This is a genomic window from Spartobacteria bacterium UBA695 (assembly GCA_002298145.1).
Taxonomy (GTDB): domain Bacteria; phylum Verrucomicrobiota; class Verrucomicrobiia; order Chthoniobacterales; family Chthoniobacteraceae; genus UBA695.
In genome coordinates this window covers 66,092-78,067 of record DBMP01000016.1, presented here as the reverse complement: position 1 = coordinate 78,067, position 11,976 = coordinate 66,092, and the positions used below count along the sequence as shown (strand labels likewise).

The following is an 11,976-nucleotide window of genomic DNA, read 5'->3' as shown; positions in this document are numbered from 1 at the left end:
TTAAATTCTTTCGTCGCTTTCGATTCCGTTCAGCGCCCTTCGTAGCGGGGTGAGCAATCTAGCGGTTTTTTCGTCGGCGTCAATCGAATTGTTTTCAAATTCTTTCGTCGCTTTCGAAGCCGTTCGATGCCCTCCGTTGCGGGAGGGCTAAAGTAGCGGATTTGCCCCCCTGGTCAATACATTCCTCGGCTTTTTTTGAAATTTTTTCCTATTCGGATAAAAAACCCACCAAGCCTCTCTCTGATTTACTCTGGAGGGTTTTTTGCCCGCCAATTTATGCCAGCCGATATGCTTTCTGGGCTGTTCCGCCAAATAGGGCGGCTTTTTCGTCGTCGGAGAGCTTTTCCGCGAGGTGTTGGACGGCGGAATGCCATGCTTTATAGGATGTGGCGGCGAGGCAAACCGGCCAGTCGCTTCCAAACATGAGGCGCTTGGGGCCAAAGGCCTCCAGCACGGTGTCGAAATAGGGCTGGAGCTGCGCCTCGGTCCAATTCCGGTAATCCGCCTCTGTGACCATTCCGGAAATTTTGCAAAATACGTTCTCCCGGCGCGCCAGGTTCCGGATTTCCGAGGCCCAGGGCTCGATGCGGCCCTCTTTAACAAGAGGTTTGGCTATGTGATCGAGGACGAAGACTTGGCCGGGGTGGCGGTCGACGCACTCGATTGTCTGCGGCAGGTGGCGCTCGAATATGAGAAGGTCGTAGGCAAGGCCGAGCGGGGCGAGCCGGGCGACGCCTCGGTTGAAGTCGTCGCGGAGCATGTAACGCTCGTCGGGTTCGCCCTGGAGCACGTGGCGCACGGCGCGCAGTTTCGGGTTCTGCGCAGCAAGCCGGGCCAGATCCTCCCCCACTGAGGCTGAAATCAACGGCACCCAGCCCACGACGCCGCGAATGAACGCATGCCGCCGCGCGTGGCTCAGGAGAAAGTCGGTTTCCGCCAGCGTCTGGCGCGCCTGGACCGAGACTACGCCGTCGATTCCCGCCTCGGCGAGGCAGGGGGCCAGGTCTTCCGGCGCGAAGTTCCGCCGCAGACCGGCCATGCCGTCGTCAATCCAATCGAATTCCTCTGGCGTGTAATTCCAGAAGTGATGATGGGCGTCGATCCGAGGGGGCATCGGTTGGTGGGGGCTAAAGGGTTACGTGGATTTTGGTGACTGCGGCGGGATTGCGGCTCCAGGCTTCCAGCGCCTCTCCGGCTTGGGCGAATGGCACGGTGTGCGTGACGGTCCGCTCGGAGGGGTAGCGCCCACTCTCCAGAACGGCGACGACCCGCTCGAAATCCTGCTTGGTCGCGTTGCGCGATCCCCGGATATCCAGCTCTTTCATGACGAAGTACTTGGTTTCGTAGGCCACGGCGGCCTTCGCGTAACCAATATAGACAATCCGCCCGGCAAACGCGGCGACGCCGACGGCCTGGGTGTAGGTCTGCGGCAGCCCCACGGCTTCGATGACGACGTTGACGCCCTCCCCGGCGGTCAACTCCGCGACCACGGCTTCCAGGTTTTCCCGGCAGCTGTTCACCGTATGGGCCGCGCCGCATTGGCGGGCCAGTTCGAGCTTCGCGTCATCAATGTCCACGGCGATCACCCGGGCCCCGCGTTCGAGCCCGGCCGAGGCGATTGCCCCGAGGCCGATCATTCCGCAGCCGAACACCAGCACGGTATCGTCCTTGGTCACCTGCCCGCGGCCTACTGCGTGGAACCCCACGGAAAGCGGCTCGACCAAGGCCAGCTCCAGCTCCGAGAGCTTCGGACTCAGGATGATTTTATCATATGGAACAGAGAGGTACTCCGCCAGCGCCCCGTCGCGCTGAACCCCGAGGGTCTGATTATTCCGGCAGGCATTGGACCGCCCCGCAAGGCAGGCGCTGCATCGACCGCACGCCGTGTAGGGCAGCACTGTGGCCAGGAGTCCCGGCCGGAGCGTTGCGGGAACGGCTTTCCCTGTTTCCACAATCTCCGCCGTCAGCTCATGCCCCGGGATGCGCGGATAGCCGACCAGCGGGTTCAAGCCTCGGTAGGTATTCAGGTCGCTACCGCAGTAGCCGACCCGTTTTACTTTGAGCAGAACGTCCTCTGGCCCCACCAGGGGGGAGGCTGCTTCGCCATAGCCGATCTTCCCGGCCGCTTCAATATAGCAAGTTTTCATAATCAGTTGTTTTCAGGCCGCCCGGAAGGCCAGGTGACGTTGTGGACAGGACCGAGAATGCGCAGCACTTCCGCCAGGAGTTCCTGGTCGAGCGGCTCCTCGGCGCAGCGGATGTTTTCGAGAACGCGGCACGGTGAAGCCGTTCCGACGACGTTGGTGTGGATCGCCGGGTTGGCCAACGAAAACTGGAGCGCCAGGCGGCCCAGGTCGGTCCCGTGCGCCCGGCAGAAGCGGGCCGCCTCCGCGCATTTTTGTTTCAGGGCCTCCGGAGCCGGATGCCACGCGGGGGCACCCTCGTCGCTCAAGAGGCGCATCGCCAGCGGCGCGGAGTTAAATATGCCGACGCCCTTTGCCTCCAAATACGGCAGCAGTTCCGCAAGCGCCGTATCGTTGAGGCAGTAATGGCAGTAGGACTGGATCTGATCGACCTCCACCTGGTCCAGCACGACCTTGAAAAGCCGGACCGGCAAGCAGGTGATCCCGACGAAACGGGCCTTCCCCGCATCGCGCACTTTAAGCAAGGCGGGAATGGTCTCGTGCACGATCTGGTCGATATGGCCAAACTCCATGTCGTGCACCTGGATAAAGTCGACATAATCGACGCCCAGCCGTTGCAGGCTTTCGTCCACGCTGCGCACCACGCGCTCGGCGGAAAAGTCGAAGTCAGGGATTTCCGGGCCGTACCGGGCGACTTTCGTGGCCAGGTAATAGCGCTCGCGCTCCACGCCCCGCAGCGCCTTGCCGAGAACCGTCTCCGCGCGGGTCGCTCCATAATAGGGAGCCGTGTCGATCAAGTTGATCCCGCAGTCCAACGCAACGTGCACCGAACGGATGGCCTCGGGTTCGTCAATGTCATGAAAGACCCCGCCGAGCGAGGAACCGCCAAAGGCCAGCGCGGAAACGTCGAGGCCGGTTTTACCTAGTTTTCGATAATGCATGGGATGGGAATGGGTGGCTAGATGGATGGACGGGCGGGGGTCAGGCCGACTGCAAAATGAGGTTGCCGTATTGGGTGGTGTCGCCCGTGCGGATCAGCCCGATGGCCAAGGGAACACGCTTTTTGAAATCCACGTGGGGCTCGAACTCGATCTGGACCGGCCCCAGCAGCTCGGCGTACTCTGAGCAAACCTCCGGCGGATTGGCCGCATGGACCTCCTTCGCCATCCAGGCCGCGCCAACCGTGCAGGATTCCATCACGGCCCGCAGCACCTGGCGGACCGTCGGAACGTCGTCAACAAGGCTGAGATCCACCGTCGGCACCGAGGGCCAATAGGGAAAGCCACGGTCGGCAATGACCAGCGTATTCGTGTGGCGGAAGCGGCAAAGCAACTCCGCGAGACTGGGGTTCAATATTCCGGATTTAATCATGGGGAGACCTGGAGGTATTCAACCCCAAACCCACCGCGAATCTCAATGGACAGCGTTGCCCGATATATGGATATTATGAACCTTGTGAAATCCATCACCCGGCTTCCGCCGACCTCCCAACAAGTCACCCAGGCCGCCTATTGCCACCTTGCCTCCGGGGTCAGCCGAAGCCGCCACATCCGGGTCGCCTGCATCGGCCGGGAAGAGTGCCGCCCGGATTACCGCATCGAGCGGGAGGGCTACGTCTGCCACGGGCTGGAGCTGGTGGTGCAAGGCAAGGGCGAGCTGGATATTGGCGGGAAAACCTACGGATTGCTCCCCGGCCATCTGTTTTTATACGGCCCGGGGATCGCCCACGCCATCCGGTGCGATCCCCGCTCGCCGATGGTGAAATATTTCGCCGATTTCTCGGGCAACCTCGCGCTGGAGTTCGCCCCGCTGGGCGTCATCCAGCCGGGCGAGGTGCGCCGAACGCCGGAACTCGACGTCCTGAGCCATCTCTTTGACGAAATGATCCGGGAGGGGAAGAAAGTCGCCCCTGCGCGGAGCGAAATCTGCGCACAGCAGATGAAGCTTCTGCTCCTCAAAACCACCGAAGCGGGCAACGCCGACACGCACCCCTATTCCCAGTCGCTGGCTAATTTGAGCCGGTGCCGCCGGTTGATCGAAGAGCAGGCGACGGAGCTGGTCAGCCTGCAAGCCGTGGCCGACGCAGTCCACCTCGACCCGCGCTATATTTGCCGTTTATTCAAGCGCTTCAACCTCCCCTCGCCCTACGTCTACCTGGTCCACTGCCGCATGAACCGCGCGGCGGAACTGCTCGTCACCACCACGGAGCCGATCAAAGCCATCGCGGCCCAGTGCGGCTACCCAGACCCGCTGCATTTCTCGCGCGCCTTTAGGGATTGTTACTCGTTTCCGCCCAGCGAATTCCGCGACCAGACCCTGAAGTTCCACCCTCGGAACCCCTCCTAAATGCCCCCCAAGCATCGGCAGCTCGCCGCCGCGCCGACCCAGCAAAGCGAGGTCATTTTCCCCTAAGCTACAAACAGACACAGTCCCTTTTTCGAAACAAACATCACTGGAAATTGAAAAATCGGCAAAATAAGTCCAAATAATAGGGGTTGCCGGTTGTCTAAACGCTACCGCCAACCCGCAGCGGATCGCCAGATGACCGTCAGAATCGCCAAATACTTCGCGCCTCTCATCCTCTTTGAATGGGGAGCCGTCCTGGGCTATTTTTACCTCAGCCACCGCCTCAACGGCCTGCTCCACCCGGCCTTTCGCCTGCCGGTCCTCGTGACGGGCATTCTCTTGATCATCGCGGGAGCCTGCGTCCTATTTTCCAGAGAATGCCGCTGTGCCGGGGAGGCGTGCCGGGACCGCCCGGGCGACCGGACCGCCGCGGAAAGCTGGCGGAGCTTCCTCGTCCTACTGCTGCCGATCCTCCTGGCCTCCCGCATCTCCCCGGACATCTACGGAGCTGTATCGGTGAACAACCGGGGCGTGGCGGATTCGCTGGATCGCGTCCCCGGAGCCCTCACCCGAGCCACGCCGCAGGAGCCACCGGCTGATTTGCCGACCCAAGCCGGGCCGCCCGATAGCGGGAGCCTGACCGCCGATCTCCCCAAGGGCTGGGTGCCGCCCAACGCGCCACAGTACGGCTATTCCAAGGATATCCCCGATGCGGAGTATCCCTCCAACCAGCGGCTCATGGAGCTGCTCCGGAACGATGGCCCAAAAAAGGCTCCGCTCCGGGCGCTCAACGAACGCCGCGATACAACGACGCCCTTTGGCAGCCTGAAGGAAATCCTGGAAATGGCCGCCTCGGACTCCTCTTTAGCCAACGCGAAGGAACCCGGCAAACGCGCGGTGCCGGTGGACGTTATCGAGCTGCTCTCCGCCGCGCAGAACCCGGAACTTCAGCAGAAGCTGGCGGGAAGGGAGATCGACGTCACCGGGCAGGTGCTGGATTCCACCGGCGGCAATTTCCGCGTCATGCGCCTCCTAATTCTCTGCTGCGCCGCCGATGCGCAGCCGCTTGCCGTCCAGGTACGGGCCCACGGGCTGCGCAAGCCGCCGCAAATGACCTGGGTGAAAATCACGGGCCACGTGGCTTTTACCCCCAAAGACAAAGGGACCATCCCGGTGATTGATGCCCGGGAAATCGCCGTCGTCACCCAACCGGAGGAGCCCTTTCTCTATTGATCCCGATGGGCCAGCCTTTCCCCAATGCCAAGGATATGCTTCATTGCCCGATGTCCAACACGGAAGGCATAAGGGCCGGGGCGCGCCCACTGGAGCGCCTGTGGCCTGCGTTGACGCTGCTGCTTTGGGGCGGCATGCTGATCGGTTTCCACGCCAGCGGCAGGCTCGGCCACCTGCTGCATCCGAATTTTCACGGGCTGGTTTTGGCAACGGGCGTGCTTCTGCTGATTTCAGCGGTTTGCGTGCTCTTGAGCCCCAGGGAGACGGCCCATCCCTCGGGAGGGGATTGCGGATGCGCTGCGGGACACCACAGAGGCCGCTGGTTCACGGCGTTCATCCTGCTCGTCCCCCTGCCCCTGGCGGCATGGATTTCCCCGGATCAATATAGCCAAACGCTCGTGCTCAACCGCCTGGGAACGGAGGCCCCCGCCGCCACGCCAGGACAACCCGTGCCCGCGCCCGCGTCCGAAAGCGGCGAGCTGAGGAAAGTTGAAATCGGCGACCTGCTGATCGCGGCCCAGAGCCCTGGAGGCCGGGCCGACTACGAAGGCCAGCCGGTCGAATTCATCGGGCAGGTCAGCCCCCTCGGCAAAGACCAGACCGAGTTCGTCCGCCTGCTGATGCTCTGCTGCGCCGCCGATGCCCAGGTGCTCTCCGTCCGGATCAACGGCCCATGCTCCATCCCGGCCATGCAATGGGGAAGAGTCCGCGGCACGGTTCATTTCATCGCCAGGGGAGATGCGCAAATCCCCACGGTCACGGCGCAAACCATCACCCAGGAGCCGCCACCGGCCGATCCCTACGTCTACCACGGCGGCACGGCCCCACCGCCGAGGCATTCCGGCGGAGTCAGGCTCCAGCTTCCGCCCCATTAAGGGCGCTCATGAACTCCCAACTCTCCCGCTTGATCAGTCGAATCCTGCCGCCTCTGACGCTCTTTGAATGGGGCGGCCTCCTCACCTACTTCTGCCTCAGCCACCGGATCTCGGCCTTTTTGCACCCCGTATTCCGCCCCCTGGTGCTCGTGGCCGGGGTACTCCTGCTCCTGAGCGCGGGATGCGTGGCCTGGTTTGGCGGATCGGCCGGGGCGTTTGATTGCACCTGTTCTCAAGCGCGAAGCATCTCCTCGCCCTGGCGAAGCCTGCTGGTCTTTGCCATCTTGACCCTGCCCATCGCCGGAGCGGCCGCCCTTTCTCCGGACACCTTCAGCAACGCCTTTATCGAAAGCCGGGGGCTCGCGTTCTCCCCCAGGGGAGCGCTCCCGGGCCCGGAGGCTTCGCAAAAAACCGCCGCCGCATTCGTGCCGATCCCCGCCTCCCAGCAGCCGCGCTCCGTCAGCATGCTCGATCTGATGCTCGCGGCCCAGGATGACTGGTGCCAAAAGGATTTCATGGACCGGCCGCTTGAGATCATCGGGCGCTATTACCCAGATAATCCTCACTATTTCGGCCTCATTTCCACGCTCATCACCTGCTGCGCCGTCGATGCCCAGACGCTCGCCATCCGCGTGGACACCCAGTCCGCCCCCGACCTGGAAAAACTCGCCTGGGTCCGGGTCGTCGGCACCGTCCGATTCGATCAAAGCGACGGCTCCACCGTCCCCATCCTCACCGCCGCAAGCGTTACGCCCATCAACTCCCCCGCCGACCCCTACATCTACCGGCCCACCGGCCCCACTCGGCAAGCCCGCCCCGCACATCACTAATCCCCATGCATTGGTTTACCTTTAATCTCCAGGACTTCTCGGTTGCGTTCTTAAGCATCCTCTTCGAAGGGGTGCCCTTCATGTTCATCGGCACGCTGATCTCCGGTTTTGTCGACGCATTCGTATCGCCCGAGACGCTGACCAAAATCCAGCCGCGCTCCCCCCTGGCCGCCATCGCGCTAAGCGGCGTACTCGGCGTCGTCTTTCCCATGTGCGAGTGCGGCGTCATCCCCGTCATCCAGCGCATGATCCGCAAAGGACTGCCAGTTTCCTGTGCGCTCACCTACCTCCTGGCCGCCCCCATCGTGAACCCCATCGTGGCGCTCAGCACCTTTGCCGCCTTCCGAGGGCAGAGCCCCGCGCTGGTAATGTCGCTGCGGCTGGGGATGGGGTTTGCCGTGGCCGTGGTCTGCGGGCTCGTCATCCAGGCCCTGCCGGTTTCCAAAATCCTTAACAAAGCCATGCTCGCGCCCCAGCCGAGCCGCCGCCTCTCCATGGGGGCACGGCTAAGCCCGCTCCCGCCCACCGACGGTGCGCCCGAGGAATTTCCAGCCCCGGCGAGCTTTGGCTCGAAAGTCATCGCCGCGATCCGGTGTGCCTCCTTCGACTTCCTGGACGTTGGGTTCTACCTCATCATCGGCGCGGCCATCGCAAGCTTTTTCAACACCGCCATTCACCGCGACGCCATCGCTCCGCTCGCCGGGCACTCCCTCCTGGCCACCGCCAGCATGATGGCCCTCGCCTTGATGCTCTCCTTGTGCAGCACGTCCGACGCCTTTGTCGCCGCCAGCTTTACCGGGTTCCCCCTGACGGCGAAACTGGCCTTCATGGTCTTCGGCCCGATGATGGATATGAAGCTGCTTTTCATGTACTGCATGGTGTTCCGCAAACGCTTCACGGCATTTTTCGCCCTCGCTCTTTTCCTACTGGTCGGCGCAGTCTCCCTGGGCGTGGGCTTGTTGCTTAAGTAATCCCCCCCCGGAATAAAAAGCACCCTATGAAAGAGAAAAGCCCACGCATCACCTTAAATAACGGCGTTGAGATGCCAGCCCTCGGGCTTGGCGTTTACTTGAGCCCACAGGAGCAGACGGCCGAGGTGGTCGCAACCGCCATCGGGGCCGGATACCGGCTCATCGACACCGCCGCCGCCTACTTCAATGAAAGCCAAGTCGGCGAAGGCATCCGGCAAAGCAGCGTTCCCCGTTCGGAGATTTTCCTCACCACCAAGCTCTGGATGAGCCACTACGGCTACGAACCGGCCCTGCGCGCCTTCGATTCAAGCTTGCGCAAGCTCGGGCTCGACTATGTGGACCTCTACCTCCTCCACTGGCCCGTGCCCCAGGCCTTTGAGAAAACCGTGGCGGCCTATAAAGCCGCCGAAACGCTGCTCGCCGAAGGCAAAGTGCGGGCGATCGGCGTCTGCAATCACAGCCCACACCATCTGGAAGCGCTGATGCGGCAAACGAGCATTGTTCCGGCAGTCAACCAAGTCGAGCTGCACCCCTATTTTATCCAACGGGAAGTGCGCGAGGCTGACGCGCGCCACGGCATCGTCACCCAGTCCTGGTCCCCTATTGGAGGCGTCATCGCCAGGAACCGCGCGGACGATCCCGCCGTGGTGGCACCGCTGCAACATCCCGTCATCCTCAGTCTGGCGGAAAAATACGCTAAAACTCCGGCCCAAATCATCCTCCGCTGGCATATCGACCACGGACTCTCGGCCGTTCCAAAATCAGTGCATCCCCAACGCATCGCGGAGAATATCGACCTCTTCGATTTCGCCCTGATGCCGGACGACCTCTCGGCCATTGACGCGCTGGACACCGGCAAACGCATCGGTCCCGATCCCGAGACCCTCGACGCCGAGTCAGCCCCCATCAAAATCGCTGACTAGTCGTCTGTCGCGGATAACAGCAAACGCGATTCCGGCGCGCCCATGACCTCCGCCGCATCGCGCCATTCCCGGCCTGGGACATGGAGCACGACGCCCTCTCCCGTTGCCCCGGAGAGTTCGGCCCGCCACAGCTCGCCCGGTTCCGCCGTCCATTCCAGCGTGCCCCGCAACGCGCTGCACCCCGTGGCCGCTTCCCAGCCCTGGGCAAAAAAGAATCCGCTCCGGAGCCGCGCACATAGCCTCTCGCCCCGCCGGGCCTTGAGCCGGGCCAGAGCGGCCAGCCCGGCCCGCAGACCCAGCGCAAACTCCGCGTTGGTCGTATCCCAATGAAATGCGCGTGCCGCCTGCGCGGCATCCCCCGGGCGGTTCATCACCCCGGCCCAGTGAAGCGGAGCGGCGGCCTCGGGGTAGGCGTCAAACTGCGGAACGTACACCTTCACGTCGAGAACCGGCGTGCCGTCGAGCGCATCCAGGCCGCAGACCGCAAGCCGCCCCCCCTCGCGCCGCACCAGCCGCACAATGCAGGAGCCCAGCCCCGACGGACGGCACGGGAAGCGCCCGCTAAAAACGCCCTGCCCCGCCCGGTCATCCCCCTCGGGAACCACCAGCGGCGGCTCGCTCCCCCACCCCTTCATCTTCAGCCATTCCCGCGAACGGTGCTGGTGGTAGATCACCCAGAGATGCGAAAAATACTCGATCCCCGCGAGCGCCGGTTCCAGTTCCGGGCGAATGCGGATAAACGCCTCCGAGTGCTCGTAATCGAACCGGTCCGTGACCTCGCGGTAGGCCGACTCCACTACACCAATAGGATTCAGTATCACGTTATCTTCACTCATGGCTTGCTCCAGGAACAGGGACCCGCGACGTATCGAGAAAAGCCCTCGCGTCGGCTTCGCTCAGTTCGTAATGATAAAAAAGGTGGTAGAACTCGCGAATCTCCGCCACGAGATCAAACGTCACGCGGTCGGGATAAAGCGCCCACGCCGCCCACTTCAGCCCAAGCAGACGGTTCGCCGACGGCGGCCGGTCAAACCAGTTGAACGGGCGGTTGGGAATCTGCCAGACGCGCCCCCGCGCCACAGCGGGCACCCGCCGCCACTCCGGCGTGTTGAGCCACTCGGGGAACCGCGCGTCCTCGCTCCAGTCGCGGCAGACCAGCATGGAATCCGGCTGCCAGGCGATCACCTGCTCCAGCGATACCGAGGCGCGCTGAAAGCTGGAGGTCTCGTTGCCGGAAGTCACCACGTTTTCCGCGCCGATCCAGTTGAGCACCTGCGTGTGCATCGACGTCTTCACATTAGTCATCAGCCCGCGCGGCCCCTCCGCGTAATAGACGCGCTTGCGTTCCGCATCCGGAATTGCCGCCGCCAGCGCCCGAACCTCGGTGATCGTCTGGCGCGCATAAGCCGCCAGCTTTTGCGCCCGATCCTCCGCGCCAAGCAGCTTCCCAAGCAACTCGTAAACCTGCGCCGTATCCTCCAGCTCGCCGCTGGCCATCCAAACCGGGATGCCCACCTGCTGTTGCAAGCGGTTGGAGAAATCGACCGCCGTGGCGTCCAGGTATCCGATGGAGATGATGACCTGCGGCCTCGCGGCGATGATCACTTCGCGGTTGCCGGAGCCGTTGCCGCCGAACCACCCGCCGAGCACCGGGAGATCGCGCTGCGCCGGTAAAATGTACGCCTTGTCCTGCGGCATCAGCTCATGGTTCCACCCCACCATCTTTTCCGGGCAGAGCGAATAGACCATGATGGCCCCCATCGGGCTCGTAAAAAAAACGCGGTCGATTTGTTTCGGCACCGTCACCTTGCGCCCGGCGCAGTCGGTCACTTCCACGGTGCCAGGCTCCGCCGCCGCCGCGGGCCGTGCCCAGGCCAGGCACGCGAGGAGGATTAAAATCAGTCGAGTTGAGGAATGCATACGCGAACAGGTTTTTGTTGTTTATCGGGAACTTCGGAAATCGAAAACGGAACGTGGTAAAGGCTCTCCAGCATCTCGGGCGAAATCACCTCGCAAGGCGCTCCGGGCGGCAGCAGGCGGCCCTCCTTCACAATCGCCGCGCGGGTGGCGCAGCGCAACGCGTGCTCCGGGTGGTGCGTGGCCATCAGGATGCCGATGCCCGAGGTCGCCAGACGCCGCAGCGTTTGCAGCATCCGGAGCTGGTTGCCGAAGTCGAGGCTGGAGGCCGGTTCATCCAGGATCAAGAACTGCGCCTCCTGCGCCAACGCCCGCGCGATAAGCACCATCTGCCGCTCGCCGCCGCTGATCTCCGTATAGAGCCGTTCGCCGAAGCCCTCCATGCCCACCTGCACCAACGCGGCTCGCGCCGCCGTCCAGTCGGCCTCGCCCGGCCCGGACCAGAGCGGCCAGCGCGACGTGCGCCCCATCACCACCATATCCAGTATGCGGAACGAAAAAAGCGGCGCATGCGCCTGCGGCACATAGGCCAGCCAGGAACGCCCGTTGGCCCCGGCCCGCACCCGCCCGGCCAGCGGCTTGAGCACGCCCGCGAGCGTTTTGAGCAACGCCGATTTCCCCGAACCGTTGGGCCCCAGCAGGCAGAAGAATTCGCCCCCGTGGAGCGTGAGGTTCACCCCGCTGAGGACCGGCCTGCGGGTATAGCCACACGAGAGATTTTCCAGTTCCAGGAGCAT

13 protein-coding genes are annotated in these 11,976 nt (G+C 63.2%); 6 read left to right on the top strand and 7 right to left on the bottom strand.

What is annotated here, in order from left to right; genetic code table 11:
- Positions 1-274: 274 nt before the first annotated feature.
- From B2828_RS10890 to B2828_RS10875, 4 genes are read right to left on the bottom strand one after another with little or no spacing between them, the layout of a single operon-like run.
- Positions 275-1,114: an amidohydrolase family protein gene (locus B2828_RS10890; protein ID WP_479633769.1), complete on the bottom strand. Its 840-nt coding sequence runs from the start codon at positions 1,112-1,114 to the stop codon at positions 275-277.
- Positions 1,115-1,127: 13 nt separating this feature from the next.
- Complete coding sequence (locus tag B2828_RS10885; RefSeq protein ID WP_479633768.1) at positions 1,128-2,147, bottom strand: zinc-binding alcohol dehydrogenase family protein; 1,020 nt, start codon at positions 2,145-2,147, stop codon at positions 1,128-1,130.
- Positions 2,148-2,149: 2 nt separating this feature from the next.
- Positions 2,150-3,085, bottom strand: a complete 936-nt coding sequence (locus B2828_RS10880; RefSeq protein ID WP_479633767.1) for an aldo/keto reductase — start codon at positions 3,083-3,085, stop codon at positions 2,150-2,152.
- A gap of 40 nt (positions 3,086-3,125) precedes the next feature.
- Positions 3,126-3,515: an RbsD/FucU domain-containing protein gene (locus tag B2828_RS10875; protein WP_479633766.1), complete on the bottom strand. Its 390-nt coding sequence runs from the start codon at positions 3,513-3,515 to the stop codon at positions 3,126-3,128.
- 66 nt (positions 3,516-3,581) lie between these two features.
- On the opposite strand from B2828_RS10875, the gene B2828_RS10870 reads away from it, so the two are divergent.
- The 6 genes from B2828_RS10870 (at position 3,582) to B2828_RS10845 (ending at position 9,322) form a co-directional block, all read left to right on the top strand.
- Positions 3,582-4,490, top strand: a complete 909-nt coding sequence (locus tag B2828_RS10870; protein WP_479633765.1) for an AraC family transcriptional regulator — start codon at positions 3,582-3,584, stop codon at positions 4,488-4,490.
- A 195-nt stretch (positions 4,491-4,685) separates the two neighbouring features.
- On the top strand, positions 4,686-5,723 hold the full coding sequence (locus tag B2828_RS10865) for a TIGR03943 family putative permease subunit (protein ID WP_479633764.1): 1,038 nt from the start codon (positions 4,686-4,688) through the stop codon (positions 5,721-5,723).
- A 5-nt stretch (positions 5,724-5,728) separates the two neighbouring features.
- Positions 5,729-6,598: a TIGR03943 family putative permease subunit gene (locus B2828_RS10860; RefSeq protein WP_479633763.1), complete on the top strand. Its 870-nt coding sequence runs from the start codon at positions 5,729-5,731 to the stop codon at positions 6,596-6,598.
- Between the two features lie 8 nt (positions 6,599-6,606).
- Positions 6,607-7,428 carry a TIGR03943 family putative permease subunit gene (locus B2828_RS10855; RefSeq protein ID WP_479633762.1) on the top strand — a complete coding sequence of 274 codons (822 nt, stop codon included), beginning with the start codon at positions 6,607-6,609 and terminating at the stop codon, positions 7,426-7,428.
- A gap of 5 nt (positions 7,429-7,433) precedes the next feature.
- Positions 7,434-8,399 (top strand): permease, encoded by a 966-nt coding sequence (locus B2828_RS10850; RefSeq protein ID WP_479633761.1) that lies wholly within the window; start codon positions 7,434-7,436, stop codon positions 8,397-8,399.
- Positions 8,400-8,425: 26 nt separating this feature from the next.
- Entirely contained in the window at positions 8,426-9,322 is an 897-nt protein-coding gene (locus B2828_RS10845; RefSeq protein ID WP_479633760.1) for an aldo/keto reductase, read from the top strand.
- Here B2828_RS10845 and tsaA read toward each other — a convergent pair.
- The 3 genes from tsaA to B2828_RS10830 are packed head-to-tail and all read right to left on the bottom strand — an operon-like array spanning position 9,319 to position 11,976.
- Complete coding sequence (gene tsaA / locus B2828_RS10840; RefSeq protein ID WP_479633759.1) at positions 9,319-10,158, bottom strand: tRNA (N6-threonylcarbamoyladenosine(37)-N6)-methyltransferase TrmO; 840 nt, start codon at positions 10,156-10,158, stop codon at positions 9,319-9,321. The two genes, B2828_RS10845 and tsaA, sit on opposite strands and share 4 nt — an antisense overlap.
- Positions 10,151-11,242, bottom strand: a complete 1,092-nt coding sequence (locus B2828_RS10835; protein ID WP_479633758.1) for an ABC transporter substrate-binding protein — start codon at positions 11,240-11,242, stop codon at positions 10,151-10,153. Before B2828_RS10835 ends, tsaA begins: the two co-directional genes overlap by 8 nt.
- Positions 11,221-11,976: an ABC transporter ATP-binding protein gene (locus B2828_RS10830; RefSeq protein WP_479633757.1), complete on the bottom strand. Its 756-nt coding sequence runs from the start codon at positions 11,974-11,976 to the stop codon at positions 11,221-11,223. Before B2828_RS10830 ends, B2828_RS10835 begins: the two co-directional genes overlap by 22 nt.